The sequence below is a fragment of the Agromyces sp. NPDC052230 genome (assembly GCF_040679595.1).
Classification (GTDB): domain Bacteria; phylum Actinomycetota; class Actinomycetes; order Actinomycetales; family Microbacteriaceae; genus Agromyces.
In genome coordinates, this window is the sequence record NZ_JBFAVC010000003.1 from 211516 (window position 1) to 230066 (window position 18551).

Below are 18551 nucleotides of genomic sequence, written 5' to 3' on the forward strand. Positions count from 1 at the left end.
ACGTCAGGCCGTGGCGCCGTTGTCGCCGTGGTCGCCTCCGGCGTTCAGGCCGCGCTTCGCCAAGGCGGCGAAGATGCGCTCGGTGACCTCGTCGAGCGTGCCGACGCCGTCGATCTCGTCGACGATGCCGTGGTCGCGGTACACCTCGAGGATCGGCGCGGTCTCGCGCTCGTAGATCGCGAGGCGGTTGGCGATCACCTCTTCGGTGTCGTCGGTACGACCCTGCTCGGCGGCACGCTGCGTGATCCGCGTGATGCTCTCCTCGCGCGGGACCACGAGCTCGATGACGGCGTCGAGGGACTCGCCGCGAGTGGCGAGGAATCCCTCGAGGTCATCGACCTGCCGCCGGTTGCGCGGGTACCCGTCGAGCAGGAAGCCGTGCTCGGCATCGGACTGCTCGAGGCGGTCGCGCACCAGCTCGCTCGTGAGCTCGTCGGGAACCAGGTGGCCCGCATCGATGATGGACTGCACCTTCTTGCCGAGCTCCGTGCCGCCCGAGACGTTCTCACGGAAGATGTCGCCCGTCGCCACCTGCGGCACGCCGAACGCCTCAGCGACACGCACGCCCTGCGTTCCCTTGCCGGAGCCCTGGGGCCCGACGATCAGGAGACGAGCCGAGGCGGATGCCGTCATCGGAGGAGCCCTTCGTAGTGCCGTTGCTGGAGTTGCGCGTCGATCTGCTTCACGGTCTCGAGGCCGACGCCGACGATGATGAGGATCGACGCGCCGCCGAACGGGAAGTTCGCATTCGCGCCCACGAGTCCGAGCGCGATCAGCGGGATCAGGGCCACGAGGCCCAGGTAGAGCGAGCCGGGCAGCGTCACGCGGGTGAGCACGTAGTCGAGGTACTCGGCAGTGGGACGACCCGCACGGATGCCGGGAATGAAGCCGCCGTACTTCTTCATGTTCTCGGCGACCTCGTCGGGGTTGAACGTGATCGCCACGTAGAAGTACGTGAAGCCCACGATGAGGAGGAAGTACACGAGCATGTACAGCGGCTGGTCGCCCTGCGTGAGGTAGTTCGTGATCCAGACGACCCACGGCTGCGGCTCATCGCCGGCCTGCGGCTGGTTGAACTGCGCGATGAGCGCGGGAAGGTACAGCAGCGACGAGGCGAAGATCACCGGGATGACGCCGGCCATGTTGACCTTGATGGGGATGTAGGTGTTGTTGCCGCCGTAGGTGCGACGGCCGACCATGCGCTTCGCGTACTGCACCGGGATTCGTCGCTGCGACTGCTCGACGAACACGACCGCCACCACGATGAGGAGGCCGACGGCGATCACGAGGGCGAAGATGTCCCAGCCGCGGGCCACACCGATCGCCCAGAGCGAGCCGGGGAACGTCGCCGCGATCGACGCGAAGATGAGCAGTGACATGCCGTTGCCGATGCCGCGCTCGGTGATCAGCTCGCCGAGCCACATGATGAGGCCGGTGCCCGCGGTCATCGTGACGACCATCAGCAGGATCGCGTACCAGGCGTCGTTCGTGATCAGCTGCGCACACGCGGGGTCGCCCGACGGGAACAGCGCTCCCGACCGGGCCACCGTGATGAGCGTCGTCGACTGCAGGACCCCCAGCGCGATGGTGAGGTAACGGGTGTACTGGGTGAGCTGGCTCTGTCCGGCCTGGCCCTCCTTGTACAGCGCCTCGAAGTGGGGGATCACGACGCGCAGCAGCTGCACGATGATCGACGCCGTGATGTAGGGCATGATGCCGAGCGCGAAGACCGACAGCTGGAGGAGCGCGCCGCCCGAGAACAGGTTGACGAGTTCGTAGAGGCCGGATGTCCCCTGGCTCGCCGCGAGACAGGCCTGTACGTTCCCGAAGTCCACGAATGGGGCCGGGATGAAGGACCCGAGCCGGAACAGGGCAACGATGCCCAGCGTGAACCCGATCTTGCGGCGAAGATCCGGCGTGCGGAAGATCCGCCCGATGGCGTTGAACACTCGTCCTCCTGTTACTCCGTGTGGGAGCGTGTTGCGCTGTTGCCGACTGGGTCCAAATGCGGCTCGAGCCTGTCGAGACCCCCGTGAATCATACGCGAGGTCCCGACAGGCTCGGGCTTTCCTTCGAGGTTCGGACTACTTGACCGAGCCGCCGGCGGCGACGATCTTCTGCTCGGCGGAGCCGGAGACCTTGTCGACCGCAACGTTGAGCTTGACCTGGATGTCGCCGTTGCCGAGCACCTTGACGCGCTCGTTCTTGCGCACGGCACCCTTCTCGACGAGGTCGGCGATGGTGACGTCGCCGCCCTTCGGGTAGAGCTCGGCGAGCTTCTCCAGGTTGACCACCTGGTACTCGACGCGGAACGGGTTCTTGAAGCCGCGCAGCTTCGGCGCACGCATGTGGTACGGAAGCTGTCCACCCTCGAACCCGGGGCGGATGGTGCCTCGGGCCTTCGAACCCTTGGTGCCGCGGCCGGCGGTCTTGCCCTTCGAACCCTCACCGCGTCCGACGCGGGTCTTGTCCTTCTTGGCACCGGGCGCGGGGCGCAGGTGATGCACCTTCAGCACGGGCTCACGCACGACATCGGCGTCCTTCTTCGCGGGCGCCTTCTTCGCAGCTGCCTTCTTCGCAGGGGCCTTCTCGGCCTTCGCGTCGCCGGCCTTCGCAGCGCCGGCCTTCGCAGCGCCGGCCTTCGCAGCGGCGGCCTTGGCCGGCGCCTTCTTCGCGGGAGCCTTGTCGGCGGCCTTCTTCGCCGGAGCCTTCTTGGGCTCGGCGGCCTCGGCGGCCTTCTCGTTCTCTGCCATTAGTCGATCTCCTCAACCTTCACGAGGTGGGCGACGGTCTTGACGTACCCGCGGTTCTGCGGGGTGTCGTCGCGAACGACCGAGTCGCCGATGCGCTTCAGTCCCAGGCTGCGCAGCGTGTCGCGCTGGTTCTGCTTCTCGCTCACCTTGGACTTGATCTGGGTCACCTTGAGCTTGGCCATCAGGCACCTGCCTTCGCTGCTGCGGCAGCCTCGGCCGCCTGGGCCTCGGCACGCAGGAGGCGAGCCGGGGCGACCTCGTCGTAGTCGAGGCCACGACGTGCGGCGACCGCACGGGGCTCCTCGAGCTCCTTCAGGGCCTGCACCGTGGCGTGCACGATGTTGATGGTGTTCGACGAGCCGAGCGACTTGCTCAGGACGTCGTGGATGCCGGCGCACTCGAGCACGGCACGCACCGGACCACCGGCGATGACGCCGGTACCGGCCGACGCCGGGCGGAGCAGGACGACGCCTGCGGCCGCCTCGCCCTGCACGGGGTGCGGGATCGTCATGCCGACGCGGGGGACGCGGAAGAAGTTCTTCTTCGCCTCCTCGACGCCCTTCGAGATCGCGGTCGGAACCTCGCGCGCCTTGCCGTACCCGACGCCGACGAGACCGTTGCCGTCACCCACGACGACGAGCGCCGTGAAGCTGAAGCGACGGCCGCCCTTGACGACCTTGGACACGCGGTTGATGGTCACGACGCGCTCGAGGAACTGGCTCTTCTCGGAGTCACGGCCACCGCGGTCGCGGCTCGGGCCACGGTCGCGGCTGCCACGACGGGCCTCCCGCGGCTCGTTCTGGGGAGCCTCGCTCGCGGCGGCGGTCTCCACGGGTGCCTCTGCCACTGCAGCCACCTCGTTCTCCTTCTTGTTGTCGGTCACAGGCTCAGCCCCGCCTCTCGTGCGCCATCGGCGATGGCGGCGACTCGACCGGCGTACTTGTTGCCGCCGCGATCGAACACGACGGAATCGATGCCGGCCTGCTTGGCACGCTCGGCCACGAGCTCGCCGACCTTCTTGGCCTTCGCGGTCTTGTCACCCTCGAACGCGCGGAGGTCGGCTTCCATGGTCGACGCCGAGGCCACGGTGCGGCCCTTGCTGTCGTCCACGACCTGCACGAACACGTGTCGGGCCGAGCGCGTCACGACGAGACGCGGGCGCAGCTCGGTGCCGACGATCTTCTTGCGAAGGCGGGTGTGGCGACGCGTACGCGCGGCCGACTTGGTCTTCACAGCCATGATTACTTACCTGACTTTCCGGCCTTGCGACGAACGACCTCGCCGGCGTAGCGGATGCCCTTGCCCTTGTACGGCTCGGGCTTCTTGATCTTGCGGATGTTGGCGGCGGTCTCGCCGACGGCCTGCTTGTCGATGCCGGCCACCGTGATCTTGTTGTTGCCCTCGACGGTCAGCGTGATGCCGGCCGGGGGCTCAACGGTCACGGGGTGCGAGAATCCGAGCGCGAACTCGACCGACGAGCCCTTCTGGGCGACGCGGTAACCGGTGCCCACGATCTCGAGGCCCTTGGTGTAGCCCTGCGTGACGCCGATGATCTGGTTCGCGATGAGCGTGCGGGTGAGGCCGTGCAGCGAGCGCGACTCGCGCTCGTCGTCGGGCCGCGTGACGAGGACCTGGTTGTCCTCGATCTTCACCTCGATGGGGGATGCGACGGTGAGCGCGAGCTCGCCCTTCGGGCCCTTGACGGTGACGGCGCCGCCGTCGACCGTGACGTCGACACCGGAGGGGATGTCGATGGGAAGTCGTCCGATTCGTGACATGGAACTACCACACGTAGGCGAGGACTTCCCCGCCCACACCCTTCTTCTCGGCCTGGCGGTCGGTGAGCAGACCGCTGGAGGTGGACAGGATCGCGACGCCGAGGCCGCCGAGCACCTTGGGCAGCTCGGTCGACTTCGCGTAGACGCGCAGGCCGGGCTTGGACACGCGCTTGATGCCCGCGATGGAGCGCTCGCGGTTCGGGCCGAACTTCAGCTGCAGCGTGAGCGTCTTGCCCACGCGCGCCTCGGCGACCTCGAAACCGGCGATGTAGCCCTCACGCTGGAGGATCTCGGCGATGTGCGCCTTCAGCTTCGAGTGCGGCATCGACACGGTGTCGTGATGCGCGGAGTTCGCGTTGCGCAGGCGGGTCAGCATGTCAGCGACCGGGTCGGTCATCGTCATGACGAATGGTTTCCTTACGTTCACCAGGTTTCAGCACCCGTTACACGAGTGATGACCTGTGGTGGCTTGCCCGAGCGGATGCCCGGACCGGGTCGGATGCCGCGAACTCGTCGCCCGCGGCATCCGGAGTTCAGCTGGCGGACGCGTCCGACCGGAACGGGAAGCCGAGCTGCTTGAGCAGCGCGCGGCCCTCGTCGTCGTTCTTGGCGGTGGTCACCACGGTGATGTCCATGCCACGGACGCGGTCGATCTTGTCCTGGTCGATCTCGTGGAACACGGACTGCTCCACGAGGCCGAAGGTGTAGTTGCCGTTGCCGTCGAACTGCTGGTCCGACAGGCCGCGGAAGTCGCGGATGCGAGGCAGCGCGAGCGAGAGCAGGCGGTCGAGGAACTCCCACATGCGGTCGCCGCGCAGCGTGACGTGCGCGCCGATCGGCTGGCCCTCGCGCAGCTTGAACTGCGCGATGGACTTGCGGGCCTTGGTGACCTGCGGCTTCTGCCCGGTGATCTTGGTCAGGTCGGCGATGGCTCCATCGATGACCTTGCCATCGCGGGCCGCCTCGCCGACGCCCATGTTCACGACGATCTTCACGAGGCCCGGGACCTGGTGCACGTTGGTGTAGCCGTGCTCCTCGGCGAGGGTCTTCGAGATCTCGGTCCGGTACTTGGTCTTCAGTCGCGGCTGGATTTTGCCAGCCTGCGTTGCCGTATCGGTCATTACAGGTCCTTACCTGACTTCTTGGCGTAGCGGACGCGGACGGTCTTCTGCACGCCGTCCTTCGTCACGGTCTCGGTGCGGAAGCCGACGCGGGTCGGCTTCTTCGACTCGGGGTCGACGAGCGCGACGTTCGACACGTGGATCGGCGCCTCGTGCGTCTCGATGCCGCCCGTCTTCGATCCGCGCTGGGTCTGGCCGACGCGGATGTGCTTCGTGACGTAGTTCACGCCCTCGACCACGACGCGATTCTCGGCGACGAGGACCTCGATGACCTTGCCCTGCTTGCCGCGGTCTCCGCCGCGCGCCTGGCTGCGGCCCGCGATCACCTGGACGAGGTCGCCCTTCTTGATGTTGGCCATGGTTACAGCACCTCCGGTGCCAGCGAGATGATCTTCATGAACTTGCGGTCGCGGAGCTCGCGGCCGACTGGTCCGAAGATGCGGGTGCCGCGGGGGTCGCCATCGTTCTTGAGGATCACCGCGGCATTCTCATCGAACTTGATGTACGAGCCGTCGGAACGACGCGTCTCCTTGACGGTGCGGACGATGACGGCCTTGACCACATCGCCCTTCTTGACGTTGCCGCCGGGGATCGCGTCCTTGACGGTCGCGACGATGGTGTCACCGAGGCCGGCGTAGCGGCGCTTGGAACCCCCGAGCACGCGGATCGTGAGCAGCTCCTTGGCGCCGGTGTTGTCGGCGACCTTGAGTCGTGATTCCTGCTGAAGCACTTTGAACTCCTTCTTTCAAGCAAGCGCGAGGCTTACTTGGCCTTCTCGACGATCTCGACGAGGCGCCAGCGCTTGGTGGCGCTGAGGGGGCGGGTCTCGCTGATGACGACGAGGTCGCCGATGCCCGCGGTGTTCTGCTCGTCGTGCGCCTTCACCTTCGAGGTGCGGCGCATGACCTTGCCGTACAGCGGGTGCTTCACGCGGTCCTCGACCTCGACCACGATGGTCTTCTGCATCTTGTCGCTCACGACGTAGCCGCGACGCACCTTGCGGTACGGGCGGTGCGAGGCCGTCTCGGCGACCTCGGCCGCGGCCTTTTCGGTCTCAGCCATGATCAGGCCTCCTTCGTCTCTGCCTCGGCTGCGGCATCCGTGGATGATGCGGCCTTGGCCTTCTTGGTCTTCTTCTCGGTCGTGGCCTTCGCCTCGACCGGTGCGGGCGTCGCCCGGATGCCGAGCTCGCGCTCACGGATGACCGTGTAGATGCGCGCGATGTCGCGCTTGACGGCACGCAGGCGGCCGTGGCTCTCGAGCTGCCCGGTGGCGGCCTGGAAGCGCAGGTTGAACAGCTCCTCCTTGGCCTTCTTCAGCTCGTCGACGAGTCGCTCGTCTTCAAAGGTGTCGAGCTCGTTGGGAGCGAGCTCCTTCGTTCCGACGGCCATTATGCGTCGCCCTCCTCGCGCTTGATGATGCGTGCCTTGAGGGGCAGCTTGTGGATGGCACGGGTCATGGCCTCGCGAGCGAGTTCCTCGGAGACACCCGAGACCTCGAAGAGGACGCGACCCGGCTTGACGTTCGCGACCCACCACTCGGGCGAGCCCTTACCGGAACCCATGCGGGTCTCGGCGGGCTTCTTCGTGAGCGGACGGTCGGGGTAGATGTTGATCCACACCTTGCCGCCGCGCTTGATGTGACGGGTCATCGCGATACGAGCGGACTCGATCTGACGGTTCGTCACGTACGCAGGGGTCAGCGCCTGGATGCCGTACTCGCCGAAGGTGACCTTCGTGCCGCCGGTGGCGTGGCCCGAACGGCCGGGGTGATGCTGCTTGCGGTACTTGACTCGACGGGGAATCAACATGGTTATGCCTCAACTCCTGCTGCCACCGGCTCCTGCGCCCGAGGCGCACGACGGGGGCGGTCATTGCGGTCGCCGCGCGAGGGCTTCTGCGAAGCCTGCTCGCGGGCGAGCTCCTTGTTGGTGATGTCACCCTTGTAGATCCAGACCTTCACGCCGATGCGGCCGAAGGTGGTCTTCGCCTCGTAGAAGCCGTAGTCGATGTTCGCGCGAAGGGTGTGCAGGGGCACGCGGCCTTCGCGGTAGAACTCGGAACGACTCATCTCGGCGCCGCCGAGGCGGCCGGAGACCTGGATGCGGACGCCCTTGGCGCCGGCGCGCTGGGCGCCCTGCAGGCCCTTGCGCATCGCGCGGCGGAAGGCCACGCGGGCGGAGAGCTGCTCGGCGATGCCCTGGGCGACGAGCTGGGCGTCGGCCTCGGGGTTCTTCACCTCGAGGATGTTGAGCTGGATCTGCTTGCCGCTGAGCTTCTCGAGGTCGGCACGGATGCGCTCGGCCTCGGCGCCGCGGCGGCCGATCACGATGCCGGGACGCGCCGTGTGGATGTCCACGCGGACGCGGTCGCGGGTGCGCTCGATCTCGATACGCGAGACTCCCGCGCGGTCGAGCGACGTCTGGAGCAGGCGACGGATCTTGACATCCTCAGCGAGGTAGTCGGAGTAGCGCTGTCCGGGCTTCGTCGAGTCGGAGAACCACCGCGACACGTGGTCGGTGGTGATGCCGAGACGGAAGCCGTACGGGTTGACCTTCTGACCCATTACTTCGTACCCTCCTCGGGCGTGGCGAGCACGACGGTGATGTGGCTCGTTCGCTTGTTGATGCGGAAGGCACGACCCTGCGCACGCGGTCGGAATCGCTTGAGGGTGGTGCCCTCGTCGACGAACGCGCGAGCGATGTACAGGTCCTGCTCGTCCAGGTAGGTGTTCGCGGCATCGGCCTTGACGCGAGCGTTCGCGATGGCCGAGGCGACGAGCTTGTACACCGGCTCGCTCGCGCCCTGCGGCGCGAACTTCAGGATGGCGAGCGCCTCCTGTGCCTGCTTGCCGCGGATCAGGTTGACGACGCGACGAGCCTTCATGGGGGTGACGCGGATGTGTCGCACGCGTGCGATCGACTCCACCATTTCTTCTCCTCCTTCACGCCACCGCGTCAGCGGCGACGGCCCTTCTTGTCGTCCTTCACGTGTCCACGGAAGGTGCGGGTGGGGGCGAACTCTCCGAGCTTGTGACCCACCATGGTCTCGGTGACGAACACCGGGATGTGCTTGCGACCGTCGTGCACGGCGATCGTGTGACCCAGCATCGCGGGGACGATCATCGATCGACGCGACCAGGTCTTGATGACGTTCTTGGAACCGGACTCGTTCTGCGTGACGACCTTGCGAAGCAGGTGGTCATCGACGAAGGGGCCCTTCTTGAGACTGCGCGGCATCTTCTACAACTCCTACTTGCGCTTCTTGCCGACGGTGCGTCGGCGAACGATGAGCTTGTCGCTTTCCCGGTTGGGACGGCGGGTACGGCCTTCGGACTGTCCCCACGGGCTGACGGGGTGGCGACCACCGGACGTCTTGCCCTCGCCACCACCGTGCGGGTGGTCGACCGGGTTCATCGCGACACCGCGCACGGTCGGGCGAACGCCCTTCCAGCGCTTGCGGCCGGCCTTGCCCCAGTTGATGTTCGACTGCTCGGCGTTGCCGACCTCGCCGACGGTCGCGCGGCAGCGCGCGTCGACGTTGCGGATCTCGCCCGAGGGGAGGCGGAGCTGTGCGTAGGGGCCGTCCTTCGCCACGAGGCGGACGGACGCACCGGCCGATCGGGCCAGCTTCGCGCCGCCGCCGGGGCGGAGCTCGATGGCGTGCACCACGGTACCGGTGGGGATGTTGCGCAGCGGCAGGTTGTTGCCCGGCTTGATGTCGGCGCCGGGGCCCGACTCGATCGGGTCGCCCTGCTGCAGCTTGTTCGGCGCCAGGATGTAGCGCTTGGTACCGTCCGCGAAGTGGAGCAGCGCGATGCGCGCCGTGCGGTTCGGGTCGTACTCGATGTGCGCGACCTTGGCGGGCACGCCGTCCTTGTCGTTGCGACGGAAGTCGATCACGCGGTACTGGCGCTTGTGGCCACCACCGATGTGACGCGTCGTGATGCGGCCCTGGTTGTTGCGGCCACCGGTCTTCGACAGCGGGCGGAGCAGCGACTTCTCGGGCGTCGAGCGCGTGATCTCAGCGAAGTCGGCGACCGACGAACCGCGGCGGCCCGGGGTCGTGGGCTTGTACTTGCGAATAGCCATAGTGAGTTACCTGTGCTCCCTAGCCGACAGCCGTGAAGATGTCGATCGAGCCGGACTTGAGGGTGACGATCGCGCGCTTGGTGTCCTTGCGCTTGCCGATCCCGAAGCGGGTGCGACGCGTCTTGCCCTGGCGGTTCAGGGTGTTGATGGACGCCACCTCGACGTTGAAGATCTTCTCGATCGCGAGCTTGATCTCGGTCTTGTTCGAGCGGGGGTCCACGGTGAACGTGTACTTGCCCTCGTCGATCAGGCCGTAGCTCTTCTCCGAGACGACGGGCGCGATGATGATGTCGCGCGGGTCCTTGTTGTGGACGGCGGAGCTCATGCGGAAACCTCTTCCTTCGCGGTGCTGTCGGCCTTGGGCGCCTTCGAGGCGATGAACGCCTCGAGCGCGGCCGTGCTGAAGACGATGTCGTCGGAGACGAGCACGTCGTAGGCGTTCAGCTGGTCGACCGGCAGCACGTGCACGGTCGGGATGTTGCGCACCGCTCGCGCCGAGAGCTCGTCGTCGCGCGTGAGCACGACGAGCTGGTGCTTCGACGGCGCGACGGCCGCGAGGAGCGCGACGGCGTCCTTCGTCTTCGCGACGTCGCCGTTCACGAACGACTCGATCGCGTGGATGCGGGCGCCGCGGGCGCGGTCTGAGAGCGCGCCGAGCAGGGCTGCGGCGATCATCTTCTTGGGGGTGCGCTGCGAGTAGTCGCGCGGCTGCGGGCCGTGCACGATGCCACCACCGGTCATCTGCGGCGCGCGGATCGAGCCCTGGCGGGCACGGCCCGTGCCCTTCTGCTTGAAGGGCTTGCGGCCGGCGCCGGAGACCTCACCGCGGGTCTTGGTCTTGTGGGTGCCCTGACGCGCGGCGGCGAGCTGGGCGACGACGACCTGGTGGATCAGCGGCACGTTGGTCTGCACGTCGAAGAGCTCGGCGGGGAGCTCGATCGTGCCCGACTTCTTGCCGGTGGCGTCGAGAGTGTCGATGGTGTTGGTCGCGGTAGCCATGGACTACGCCCCCTTCACTGCGTTGCGGACGAAAACGAGGCGGCCGCGCGCGCCGGGAACCGCGCCCTTGACGAGCAGGAGGCCCTTGTCGGCGTCGACGGCGTGCACGCGGAGGTTCAGCACGGTCACGCGCTCGCCACCCATGCGACCGGCCATGCGCATGCCCTTGAAGACACGGCTGGGGGTCGACGAGGCACCGATCGAACCGGGCTTGCGGTGGTTGCGGTGGGAACCGTGCGAGGCGGAGACGCCCTTGAAGTTGTGGCGCTTCATGACACCGGCGAAGCCCTTGCCCTTCGAGGTGCCGACGACATCGACCAGCTGACCGGCCTCGAAGGTGCCGTCGACGGTGAGCTCCTGGCCGAGCGTGTAGCTCGCGGCATCCGCCGTGCGGACCTCGGCGAGGTGACGACGCGGGGTGACTCCGGCAGCCTTGAAGTGGCCGGACGCGGGCTGGTTGACCTTGCGCGGGTCGATGGCGCCCGCCGCGATCTGCACGGCCTGGTAGCCGTCCTTCTCGGGGGTGCGCAGCTGGGTCACGACGTTCGGCGCGATCTCGATGACGGTGACGGGGACGAGCTTGTTGTTCTCGTCCCACACCTGGGTCATGCCGAGCTTGGTGCCGAGCAGACCCTTCACGTTCTTGGTAGCGGTGGACATGGTTACCTCAGAGCTTGATCTCGATGTTGACGTCGGCGGGGAGGTCGAGACGCATGAGCGAGTCGACGGCCTTGGGCGTCGGGTCCACGATGTCGATCAGACGCTTGTGGGTGCGCATCTCGAAGTGCTCGCGGCTGTCCTTGTACTTGTGGGGCGAGCGGATGACGCACACCACGTTCTTCTCGGTCGGAAGCGGCACGGGGCCGACGACCGTGGCGCCCGCGCGGGTCACCGTGTCGACGATCTTGCGCGCCGAGGTGTCGATGACCTCGTGGTCATACGACTTCAGTCGAATGCGGATCTTCTGTCCCGCCATCTCGAGCTCTCTCTCTGTCAAGGCGTCTTACCCCTTCCGAGGGCATCGGACGCCGCGTAGCTACTCCGTGTGAAGCACCACTGTTCTTCTGTCAAAGGCCGTGATCGAGCCTGTCGAAACCACCCCGCTGACGCGGTGGCCTCGGCACGCTCGACCCGAGAGCCTCACCGACCCCCGCGCTCGGGCGTGTCGCCCTCGCGAAACGGGCATGGTTCGCCCATGCTCGAAGTGGTGGTCGGTTGTATGTTCTGCTGCCCGCGGCCTAGCCTGACCCGTGGGGCCTCCCGACCGCGTTGGGTGGGGGCTTCCGGTGGCTATGCACTGCCTGGCAGTGATTCGAACGGCACGCAGCAAGGCACGCCGTTCGAAATGTTGAACTCATCGAGTTTGCCACAGTCGGGGCATCCATGCAACCCGGGCGTGTCGCGCTCGCCCCGCTCATGGCGATATCGCAGCCCTCGGCGTGCTGCGGCATCCGTCGTGATGGAATCGAGGCGTGACGACAACAGGAGAGACCATGCCCGAGGAGCCGCAGACACCGACCGCGCACCGCATCAGCGAGCGGATCGGCCCGGGCAGCGTCTCGGTCGTCCGCACAGGTCCTCGCACCTACGAGGGCCTGAACGAGCGCGGAACGACGGTGCGCATCGGGCCGGCCGATGTCGACGGATGCTTCACACCCGGTGAACTGCTGAAGCTCGCGCTCATCGGCTGCGCCGGCATGAGTGCCGACCGGGTGGCGGCTCGCCGCCTGGGCGACGACTTCGCGATGACCGTCTGGGCGCACGGCAGGTCGGATCGCGACGAGAACCGCTACCGCCGCGTCGACGAGGAACTCCTCGTCGACCTCTCGGAACTCGAGCCCGATGAGCGGGCGACGCTCATCGACCTCATGGGCAAGGCGATCCGGCGCGGATGCACCGTGGCCCGCAGCGTCGAGGGCGCCATCGAGCTCGACATGCTCATCGACGGCATCGAGGTGGTGTGAGTCACAACGGCATCCGGACGCCCGGTCCGCCCGCCTCGGAGGTCGCCGCCTGCCCCGGACGGCGGAAGGGATCCTCGATCCATCGCTTCGAGGCATCCGCGATGCCGATCGACAGCAGGAGCAGCAGCACCATCCCGATCGCCGGGGTGGGCTGACCGGTGATGTACGGCGTGAACATGATGATCGGCCAGTGCCACAGGTAGAGCGAGTAGGAGATGTCGCCGAACCACTGCACGGGCCGCCACCCGGCGACCGGTGCCAGCGACATTGCCGCCCGGGGCATCCCCGCCCAGATGATCGCCGCCGTGCCGAGCACGGGCAGGAGCGCGATGGTGCCGGGGAATCGGTCCCCGTCGGTGAAGGCGAGCGCCGCGAACGCGATCGCCGCAAGACCCGCCCACCCTGCCGCGGCCCGGGTGCGGCGCAGCCGATCCCCCTCGCTGCGCGGCAGCAGGGCGAGGAGACCGCCGACGCCGAACTCCCAGCCGCGGGCGAGGGTCGAGAAGTAGGCCAGGTTGTTGTCCTGCAACGTCAACAGACTGCCGTGCACGAAGGACGCCACCGTCGTGACGACGAGCACGGCGGCGAGCATCTCGGTGCGTCGCCGGCCGGAGCGGGCGGCGAGCCACAGCGCGAGGATGATGAGGAGCGGCCAGACGAGGTAGAACTGCTCCTCGACCGACAGCGACCAGAAGTGCTGCACGGGCGTCGACGCGAGGTCGGCACGCGCCGGGATCTGCAAGTCCCGGGCGAGGTGCCAGTTCTCGACGTAGAGCGCGCTCGAGAGGGTCTGCTGCAGAAACGGGCCCCACTCGCGTCGTGGGACGAAGAGGAGGGTCGCCGCGGCGCAGGCGGTGAGCACCGCCATGGCCGCGGGAAGGATGCGGCGGCTGCGACGGACGTAGAACTCCTTCAGCCGGACCCGATCGTGGCGTTCCGCGTCACGAAGGAGCAGTCCCGTGATCAGGAACCCCGAGACGACGAAGAAGACGTCGACGCCCACGAAGCCCGCAGGCATGACCGCCGGCCAGAAGTGGTAGAGGAGCACGCATCCGACGGCGACGGCGCGCAACGCCTGGATCTCCGGGCGGACGGAGGACCGTTGAACGACCGCGGAAGCTGAGGACATCCCCTCAAGGGTAGGCACCGCCCCCGAACGAGGGCAGGACTTGACAGGAGTTTTGCGGGATCCGCGGGGGCGATGCCCGGGTACGACCGAGCCGAGACATCCGGGGACGACGAAGGGGCCGGGCCACGAAGGCCCGACCCCTGTCGGTATCCGAACCGGATGAATCCGGCGATCGGATGGGTCCTACTTGATGATCTTCGTGACCGTGCCGGCGCCCACGGTGCGACCACCCTCACGGATGGCGAAGCCGAGGCCCTCCTCCATGGCGATCGGCTGGATGAGCTCGACCGTCATGTCGGTGGTGTCGCCGGGCATGACCATCTCGGTGCCGTCGGGCAGCGTGATGACGCCCGTGACGTCGGTGGTGCGGAAGTAGAACTGCGGACGGTAGTTCGCGTAGAACGGGTTGTGACGCCCGCCCTCCTCCTTGGAGAGGATGTACGCGGTGCCCTCGAAGTTCGTGTGCGGGGTGACCGAGCCGGGGGCCACGACGACCTGGCCGCGCTCGACGTCCTCGCGCTTGGTGCCGCGGAGCAGGAGACCGCAGTTCTCGCCGGCCCAGGCCTCGTCGAGCTGCTTGTGGAACATCTCGATACCGGTGACCGTGGTCTTCTGCGTCGGGCGGATGCCGACGATCTCGACCTCGGAGTTGATCTTCAGCGTGCCACGCTCGGCGCGGCCCGTGACGACCGTGCCACGACCGGTGATCGTGAACACGTCCTCGATCGGCATGAGGAACGGCTTGTCCTTGTCACGCACGGGGTCGGGGATCGACTCGTCGACGGCGTCCATGAGGTCGAGGACCGACTGGACCCACTTCTCGTCGCCCTCGAGCGCCTTGAGGCCCGAGACCTGCACGACCGGCGCGTTGTCGCCGTCGAAGCCCTGGCTCGAGAGGAGCTCGCGGACCTCGAGCTCGACGAGCTCCAGGATCTCCTCGTCGTCGACCATGTCGGCCTTGTTCAGCGCGACGAGCAGGTAGGGCACGCCGACCTGCTTGGCGAGCAGCACGTGCTCACGCGTCTGGGCCATCGGGCCGTCGGTCGCCGCGACCACGAGGATCGCGCCGTCCATCTGAGCAGCGCCGGTGATCATGTTCTTGATGTAGTCGGCGTGACCAGGGGCGTCGACGTGCGCGTAGTGGCGCTTCGGCGTCTCGTACTCGACGTGCGAGATGTTGATCGTGATGCCGCGCTGGCGCTCCTCGGGAGCCGAGTCGATCGATGCGAAGTCGCGCTTCACGTTGGTGGCCGACGGGTACTTGTCTGCCAGGACCTTCGAGATCGCCGCGGTGAGCGTCGTCTTGCCGTGGTCGACGTGACCGATCGTACCGATGTTGACGTGCGGCTTGGTCCGCTCGAACTTGGCCTTAGCCACTGTGGGTCCTCCTCAGGACTCGTGTAGAAACCCCGGGCGCTGGATTGCGACCGGTGTGCTACGGGGTTGTGTTGATATGTTACGCGAACCGGTTGGCTCGTGCGTCGGAGGGCTACTCGCCCTTGTTCTTCTGGACGATCTCGTCGGCGACAGCCTTCGGGACCTCCGCGTAGCTCTCGAATTCCATCGAGTACACCGCACGGCCCGAGGTCTTCGACCGCAGGTCGCCGATGTAGCCGAACATCTCCGAGAGCGGGACGTGCGCCCGCACGACCTTCACGCCGGCGGCGTCCTCCATCGACTGGATCTGACCGCGACGCGAGTTCAGGTCGCCGATGACGTCACCCATGTACTCCTCAGGGGTGCGCACCTCGACGGACATGAGCGGCTCGAGCAGAACCGGGTTCGCCTTCCGAGCGGCCTCCTTGAAGCCCATCGAGCCGGCGATCTTGAACGCCATCTCCGAGGAGTCGACGTCGTGGGCTGCGCCGTCGAGCAGGATGCCCTTGACGCCGACCATCGGGTAACCGGCCAGGATGCCGTACTGCATGGCGTCCTGGAATCCGGCGTCGACCGAGGGGATGTACTCGCGCGGAACGCGGCCACCAGTGACCTTGTTCTCGAACTCGTACGTCTTGTCGGCCGTGATCTCGAGGGGCTCGAGCGCGAACTGGATCTTCGCGAACTGGCCCGAACCGCCCGTCTGCTTCTTGTGGGTGTAGTCGTGCTTCTCGACCGCGCGCTTGATCGTCTCACGGTAGGCCACCTGGGGCTTGCCGACGTTCGCCTCGACCTTGAACTCCCGCTTCATGCGGTCGACGAGGATGTCGAGGTGCAACTCGCCCATGCCCTTGATGACGGTCTGGCCGGTCTCGGGGTTGAGCTCGGTGCGGAAGGTGGGGTCCTCCTCGGCGAGCTTCTGGATCGCGGTGCCGAGCTTCTCCTGGTCGGCCTTCGTCTTCGGCTCGATCGCGACCTCGATCACGGGAGCGGGGAAGGTCATCGACTCGAGCACGACCTGCTTGTCGGGGTCGCACAGCGTGTCACCCGTCGTGGTGTCCTTCAGGCCGATCACCGCGTAGATGTTGCCCGCGGTGACCGAGTCGACCGGGTTCTCCTTGTTGGCGTGCATCTGGAAGATCTTCCCGATGCGCTCCTTCTTGCCCTTGGTCGAGTTGATGACCTGGCCGCCCGAGTCGAGGTGACCCGAGTAGACGCGGATGTAGGTCAGGCGCCCGAAGAACGGGTGCACCGCGACCTTGAACGCGAGCGCGGCGAAGGGGTCGGTGGCGTCGGGGTGACGCTCGATGATCTCGTCTTCGTTGCGCGGGTTGCGGCCCTCGACGGCCGGCACGTCGAGCGGCGACGGCAGGAAGTCGATGACGGCGTCGAGCATCGGCTGGACGCCACGGTTCTTGAACGCGGAGCCGCAGAGCACGGGGTAGATCTCGGAGTTGACGGTGAGCTTGCGGATCGCGCCCTTGATCTCGTCGACCGTGAGTTCCTCGCCGCCGAAGTACTTCTCGAGCAGCGCGTCGTCGGTCTCGGCGACGGTCTCGAGCAACGCGTGGCGGTACTCCTCGGCCTTCTCCTGGAGGTCGGCGGGGATCTCCTGCACCTCGTACTTGGCGCCCATCGTCACGTCGCCCTTGGCGTCGCCGGGCCACACGAGGGCCCGCATCTCGATGAGGTCCACGACGCCGACGAACTCGCTCTCCGAGCCGATCGGCAGCTGCAGCACGAGCGGCTTCGCACCGAGGCGCTTGATGATCGTGTCGACGGTGAAGTAGAAGTCGGCTCCGAGCTTGTCCATCTTGTTGACGAAGCAGATGCGCGGCACGTTGTACTTGTCGGCCTGGCGCCAGACCGTCTCGGACTGGGGCTCGACGCCCTCCTTGCCGTCGAAGACGGCGACGGCGCCGTCGAGCACGCGGAGCGAGCGCTCGACCTCGACCGTGAAGTCGACGTGACCCGGGGTGTCGATGATGTTGATCTGGTTCTTGTTCCAGAAGCAGGTCACGGCGGCCGACGTGATCGTGATGCCGCGCTCCTTCTCCTGCTCCATCCAGTCGGTCGTCGAGGCGCCGTCGTGCGTCTCGCCGATCTTGTGGTTCACGCCCGTGTAGAACAGGATGCGCTCGGTGGTGGTGGTCTTGCCGGCATCGATGTGCGCCATGATGCCGATGTTGCGGACCTTGCTCAGGTCGGTGAGCACGTCTTGTGCCACGGGGGTTCCTCCGGGGAAGTCAGGAGCGAAAAGGGGAGTGAGCGGATGTCGCGAGTGTCGACTCGCGACATCCGCTCATCGACTACCAGCGGTAGTGGGCGAACGCGCGGTTCGACTCGGCCATCTTGTGGGTGTCCTCGCGGCGCTTGACCGCGGCACCGAGGCCGTTCGACGCGTCGAGGATCTCGTTGGTGAGTCGCTCGGTCATCGTCTTCTCGCGACGCGCCTTCGCATAGCTCGTGAGCCAGCGCAGGGCGAGGGTGTTGGCACGGTGCGGCTTGACCTCGACGGGGACCTGGTAGGTCGAACCGCCGACGCGACGCGAACGCACCTCGAGGGTGGGGCGCACGTTGTCGAGCGCCTTCTTCAGGGTGGCGACGGCGTCCTGGCCGGACTTCGTGGCGACGTTCTCGAGCGCCTCGTAGACGATGCGCTGCGCGAGGTCCTTCTTGCCGTCGATCAGGATCTTGTTGACGAGCTGGCTGACGACCGGCGAGCTGTACACCGGGTCGGCGACGACGGGGCGCTTCGGAGCGGGTCCCTTGCGAGGCATTACTTCTTCTCCATCTTCGCGCCGTAGCGGCTACGGGCCTGCTTGCGGTTCTTCACGGCCTGCGTGTCGAGCGCGCCGCGGATGATCTTGTAGCGCACGCCGGGGAGGTCCTTCACACGACCGCCGCGCACGAGCACCATCGAGTGCTCCTGGAGGTTGTGGCCCTCACCGGGGATGTAGGCCGTGACCTCGGTGCCGTTGGAGAGCTTCACGCGGGCGACCTTGCGGAGCGCCGAGTTGGGCTTCTTCGGGGTGGTGGTGTACACACGCGTGCACACGCCGCGCTGCTGGGGGTTGGCCTTCAGGGCGGGAGCCTTGGTCTTCGTGACCTTGGGCGAGCGACCCTTGCGGACCAACTGCTGAATGGTTGGCACTGCTTCTCCTTGTTGGTGCTGCACGGTGACAGCGTTGATGGATTTCACATCACGACCCACCGGCACTGCAGAACTGCAGCGCCCGTTGCGTGGTGGGTATGCCGTGGGGGCGACCGATCAGGTGCCCTGCGAATGTGCGTCTGCTGCGAGCCCGAGACGTGGCATGCTGGGGCTCATCGGGATGAA

At 66.9% G+C, this 18551-nt stretch carries 28 protein-coding genes; 1 reads left to right on the plus strand and 27 read right to left on the minus strand.

What is annotated here, in order from left to right; translation table 11 throughout:
* Positions 1 to 3: 3 nt before the first annotated feature.
* The 22 genes from AB0K73_RS08705 to rpsJ all read right to left on the minus strand — a co-directional run bounded on the left by AB0K73_RS08705 (position 4) and on the right by rpsJ (position 11717).
* A complete protein-coding gene (locus tag AB0K73_RS08705; protein WP_360516557.1) occupies positions 4 to 633 on the minus strand; it encodes an adenylate kinase in 630 nt (209 codons plus the stop codon).
* Positions 630 to 1949: a preprotein translocase subunit SecY gene (gene secY / locus AB0K73_RS08710; protein WP_360516554.1), complete on the minus strand. Its 1320-nt coding sequence runs from the start codon at positions 1947 to 1949 to the stop codon at positions 630 to 632. Before secY ends, AB0K73_RS08705 begins: the two co-directional genes overlap by 4 nt.
* A 135-nt stretch (positions 1950 to 2084) precedes the next feature.
* Positions 2085 to 2753: a 50S ribosomal protein L15 gene (gene rplO / locus AB0K73_RS08715; protein WP_360516551.1), complete on the minus strand. Its 669-nt coding sequence runs from the start codon at positions 2751 to 2753 to the stop codon at positions 2085 to 2087.
* Positions 2753 to 2935: a 50S ribosomal protein L30 gene (gene rpmD, locus AB0K73_RS08720; RefSeq protein ID WP_174240768.1), complete on the minus strand. Its 183-nt coding sequence runs from the start codon at positions 2933 to 2935 to the stop codon at positions 2753 to 2755. The genes rplO and rpmD overlap by 1 nt, the downstream gene beginning before the upstream one ends.
* Positions 2935 to 3636, minus strand: coding sequence for a 30S ribosomal protein S5 (rpsE, locus tag AB0K73_RS08725; protein ID WP_360516547.1), 702 nt, complete (start codon positions 3634 to 3636; stop codon positions 2935 to 2937). Before rpsE ends, rpmD begins: the two co-directional genes overlap by 1 nt.
* Positions 3633 to 3992, minus strand: a complete 360-nt coding sequence (rplR, locus tag AB0K73_RS08730) for a 50S ribosomal protein L18 (RefSeq protein WP_360516544.1) — start codon at positions 3990 to 3992, stop codon at positions 3633 to 3635. The genes rpsE and rplR overlap by 4 nt, the downstream gene beginning before the upstream one ends.
* A gap of 2 nt (positions 3993 to 3994) precedes the next feature.
* Positions 3995 to 4531 (minus strand): 50S ribosomal protein L6, encoded by a 537-nt coding sequence (gene rplF / locus AB0K73_RS08735; protein WP_360516541.1) that lies wholly within the window; start codon positions 4529 to 4531, stop codon positions 3995 to 3997.
* Positions 4532 to 4535: 4 nt separating this feature from the next.
* Positions 4536 to 4934: a 30S ribosomal protein S8 gene (gene rpsH / locus AB0K73_RS08740; protein ID WP_360516538.1), complete on the minus strand. Its 399-nt coding sequence runs from the start codon at positions 4932 to 4934 to the stop codon at positions 4536 to 4538.
* Positions 4935 to 5064: 130 nt separating this feature from the next.
* Positions 5065 to 5652, minus strand: coding sequence for a 50S ribosomal protein L5 (gene rplE, locus AB0K73_RS08745; RefSeq protein WP_360516535.1), 588 nt, complete (start codon positions 5650 to 5652; stop codon positions 5065 to 5067).
* Positions 5652 to 6011, minus strand: coding sequence for a 50S ribosomal protein L24 (rplX, locus tag AB0K73_RS08750; RefSeq protein WP_360516532.1), 360 nt, complete (start codon positions 6009 to 6011; stop codon positions 5652 to 5654). Before rplX ends, rplE begins: the two co-directional genes overlap by 1 nt.
* A gap of 2 nt (positions 6012 to 6013) precedes the next feature.
* Positions 6014 to 6382: a 50S ribosomal protein L14 gene (gene rplN / locus AB0K73_RS08755; RefSeq protein ID WP_360516529.1), complete on the minus strand. Its 369-nt coding sequence runs from the start codon at positions 6380 to 6382 to the stop codon at positions 6014 to 6016.
* A 32-nt stretch (positions 6383 to 6414) separates the two neighbouring features.
* Positions 6415 to 6714 carry a 30S ribosomal protein S17 gene (gene rpsQ, locus AB0K73_RS08760; protein WP_360516526.1) on the minus strand — a complete coding sequence of 100 codons (300 nt, stop codon included), beginning with the start codon at positions 6712 to 6714 and terminating at the stop codon, positions 6415 to 6417.
* Positions 6715 to 6716: 2 nt separating this feature from the next.
* The gene (gene rpmC / locus AB0K73_RS08765; protein WP_360516523.1) at positions 6717 to 7043 is read right to left on the minus strand and encodes a 50S ribosomal protein L29; all 327 of its coding nucleotides are present in this window, start codon (positions 7041 to 7043) and stop codon (positions 6717 to 6719) included.
* On the minus strand, positions 7043 to 7462 hold the full coding sequence (gene rplP, locus AB0K73_RS08770; RefSeq protein WP_360516521.1) for a 50S ribosomal protein L16: 420 nt from the start codon (positions 7460 to 7462) through the stop codon (positions 7043 to 7045). Before rplP ends, rpmC begins: the two co-directional genes overlap by 1 nt.
* A 2-nt stretch (positions 7463 to 7464) precedes the next feature.
* Positions 7465 to 8217: a 30S ribosomal protein S3 gene (rpsC, locus tag AB0K73_RS08775; protein WP_360516518.1), complete on the minus strand. Its 753-nt coding sequence runs from the start codon at positions 8215 to 8217 to the stop codon at positions 7465 to 7467.
* Entirely contained in the window at positions 8217 to 8582 is a 366-nt protein-coding gene (rplV, locus tag AB0K73_RS08780) for a 50S ribosomal protein L22 (RefSeq protein WP_360516515.1), read from the minus strand. The genes rpsC and rplV overlap by 1 nt, the downstream gene beginning before the upstream one ends.
* A 26-nt stretch (positions 8583 to 8608) precedes the next feature.
* On the minus strand, positions 8609 to 8890 hold the full coding sequence (gene rpsS, locus AB0K73_RS08785) for a 30S ribosomal protein S19 (RefSeq protein WP_188744080.1): 282 nt from the start codon (positions 8888 to 8890) through the stop codon (positions 8609 to 8611).
* A gap of 12 nt (positions 8891 to 8902) precedes the next feature.
* Complete coding sequence (gene rplB / locus AB0K73_RS08790; protein WP_360516512.1) at positions 8903 to 9742, minus strand: 50S ribosomal protein L2; 840 nt, start codon at positions 9740 to 9742, stop codon at positions 8903 to 8905.
* A gap of 19 nt (positions 9743 to 9761) precedes the next feature.
* Complete coding sequence (gene rplW / locus AB0K73_RS08795; RefSeq protein WP_360516509.1) at positions 9762 to 10067, minus strand: 50S ribosomal protein L23; 306 nt, start codon at positions 10065 to 10067, stop codon at positions 9762 to 9764.
* A complete protein-coding gene (gene rplD, locus AB0K73_RS08800) occupies positions 10064 to 10741 on the minus strand; it encodes a 50S ribosomal protein L4 (RefSeq protein WP_360516506.1) in 678 nt (225 codons plus the stop codon). Before rplD ends, rplW begins: the two co-directional genes overlap by 4 nt.
* A 3-nt stretch (positions 10742 to 10744) precedes the next feature.
* Complete coding sequence (gene rplC / locus AB0K73_RS08805) at positions 10745 to 11401, minus strand: 50S ribosomal protein L3 (protein ID WP_360516503.1); 657 nt, start codon at positions 11399 to 11401, stop codon at positions 10745 to 10747.
* 7 nt (positions 11402 to 11408) lie between these two features.
* The gene (rpsJ, locus tag AB0K73_RS08810) at positions 11409 to 11717 is read right to left on the minus strand and encodes a 30S ribosomal protein S10 (protein WP_017201594.1); all 309 of its coding nucleotides are present in this window, start codon (positions 11715 to 11717) and stop codon (positions 11409 to 11411) included.
* A gap of 496 nt (positions 11718 to 12213) precedes the next feature.
* Between rpsJ and AB0K73_RS08815 the strand changes: the two genes are divergently transcribed.
* A complete protein-coding gene (locus AB0K73_RS08815) occupies positions 12214 to 12705 on the plus strand; it encodes an OsmC family protein (RefSeq protein ID WP_360516500.1) in 492 nt (163 codons plus the stop codon).
* A gap of 1 nt (position 12706) precedes the next feature.
* Here AB0K73_RS08815 and AB0K73_RS08820 read toward each other — a convergent pair whose 3' ends face one another.
* From AB0K73_RS08820 to rpsL, 5 genes are all read right to left on the minus strand, one after another.
* Complete coding sequence (locus AB0K73_RS08820; RefSeq protein ID WP_360516497.1) at positions 12707 to 13834, minus strand: acyltransferase; 1128 nt, start codon at positions 13832 to 13834, stop codon at positions 12707 to 12709.
* 183 nt (positions 13835 to 14017) lie between these two features.
* A complete protein-coding gene (tuf, locus tag AB0K73_RS08825; protein WP_360516493.1) occupies positions 14018 to 15211 on the minus strand; it encodes an elongation factor Tu in 1194 nt (397 codons plus the stop codon).
* A 112-nt stretch (positions 15212 to 15323) separates the two neighbouring features.
* Entirely contained in the window at positions 15324 to 17438 is a 2115-nt protein-coding gene (gene fusA, locus AB0K73_RS08830; RefSeq protein ID WP_360516490.1) for an elongation factor G, read from the minus strand.
* An 82-nt stretch (positions 17439 to 17520) separates the two neighbouring features.
* Complete coding sequence (gene rpsG, locus AB0K73_RS08835) at positions 17521 to 17991, minus strand: 30S ribosomal protein S7 (protein WP_360516487.1); 471 nt, start codon at positions 17989 to 17991, stop codon at positions 17521 to 17523.
* A complete protein-coding gene (gene rpsL, locus AB0K73_RS08840) occupies positions 17991 to 18365 on the minus strand; it encodes a 30S ribosomal protein S12 (RefSeq protein WP_022889720.1) in 375 nt (124 codons plus the stop codon). The genes rpsG and rpsL overlap by 1 nt, the downstream gene beginning before the upstream one ends.
* Positions 18366 to 18551 lie beyond the last annotated feature (186 nt).

Bases quoted from the DNA above. Each gene is read 5' to 3' on its own strand.
- AB0K73_RS08705 (WP_360516557.1), bottom strand. From the start codon at position 633: ATGACGGCATCCGCCTCGGCTCGTCTCCTGATCGTCGGGCCCCAGGGC.
- rplB (WP_360516512.1), bottom strand. From the start codon at position 9,742: ATGGCTATTCGCAAGTACAAGCCCACGACCCCGGGCCGCCGCGGTTCG.
- rpsG (WP_360516487.1), bottom strand. From the start codon at position 17,991: ATGCCTCGCAAGGGACCCGCTCCGAAGCGCCCCGTCGTCGCCGACCCG.
- rplE (WP_360516535.1), bottom strand. From the start codon at position 5,652: ATGACCGATACGGCAACGCAGGCTGGCAAAATCCAGCCGCGACTGAAG.
- rpsQ (WP_360516526.1), bottom strand. From the start codon at position 6,714: ATGGCTGAGACCGAAAAGGCCGCGGCCGAGGTCGCCGAGACGGCCTCG.
- rplD (WP_360516506.1), bottom strand. From the start codon at position 10,741: ATGGCTACCGCGACCAACACCATCGACACTCTCGACGCCACCGGCAAG.
- rplF (WP_360516541.1), bottom strand. From the start codon at position 4,531: ATGTCACGAATCGGACGACTTCCCATCGACATCCCCTCCGGTGTCGAC.
- rpsC (WP_360516518.1), bottom strand. From the start codon at position 8,217: ATGGGTCAGAAGGTCAACCCGTACGGCTTCCGTCTCGGCATCACCACC.
- rplX (WP_360516532.1), bottom strand. From the start codon at position 6,011: ATGGCCAACATCAAGAAGGGCGACCTCGTCCAGGTGATCGCGGGCCGC.
- rpmD (WP_174240768.1), bottom strand. From the start codon at position 2,935: ATGGCCAAGCTCAAGGTGACCCAGATCAAGTCCAAGGTGAGCGAGAAG.
- rplC (WP_360516503.1), bottom strand. From the start codon at position 11,401: ATGTCCACCGCTACCAAGAACGTGAAGGGTCTGCTCGGCACCAAGCTC.
- rpsH (WP_360516538.1), bottom strand. From the start codon at position 4,934: ATGACGATGACCGACCCGGTCGCTGACATGCTGACCCGCCTGCGCAAC.
- rplR (WP_360516544.1), bottom strand. From the start codon at position 3,992: ATGGCTGTGAAGACCAAGTCGGCCGCGCGTACGCGTCGCCACACCCGC.
- AB0K73_RS08820 (WP_360516497.1), bottom strand. From the start codon at position 13,834: ATGTCCTCAGCTTCCGCGGTCGTTCAACGGTCCTCCGTCCGCCCGGAG.
- rpsJ (WP_017201594.1), bottom strand. From the start codon at position 11,717: ATGGCGGGACAGAAGATCCGCATTCGACTGAAGTCGTATGACCACGAG.
- rplV (WP_360516515.1), bottom strand. From the start codon at position 8,582: ATGGTGGAGTCGATCGCACGCGTGCGACACATCCGCGTCACCCCCATG.
- rpmC (WP_360516523.1), bottom strand. From the start codon at position 7,043: ATGGCCGTCGGAACGAAGGAGCTCGCTCCCAACGAGCTCGACACCTTT.
- rplP (WP_360516521.1), bottom strand. From the start codon at position 7,462: ATGTTGATTCCCCGTCGAGTCAAGTACCGCAAGCAGCATCACCCCGGC.
- rpsS (WP_188744080.1), bottom strand. From the start codon at position 8,890: ATGCCGCGCAGTCTCAAGAAGGGCCCCTTCGTCGATGACCACCTGCTT.
- rplW (WP_360516509.1), bottom strand. From the start codon at position 10,067: ATGAGCTCCGCCGTCCACAACAAGGACCCGCGCGACATCATCATCGCG.
- rplO (WP_360516551.1), bottom strand. From the start codon at position 2,753: ATGGCAGAGAACGAGAAGGCCGCCGAGGCCGCCGAGCCCAAGAAGGCT.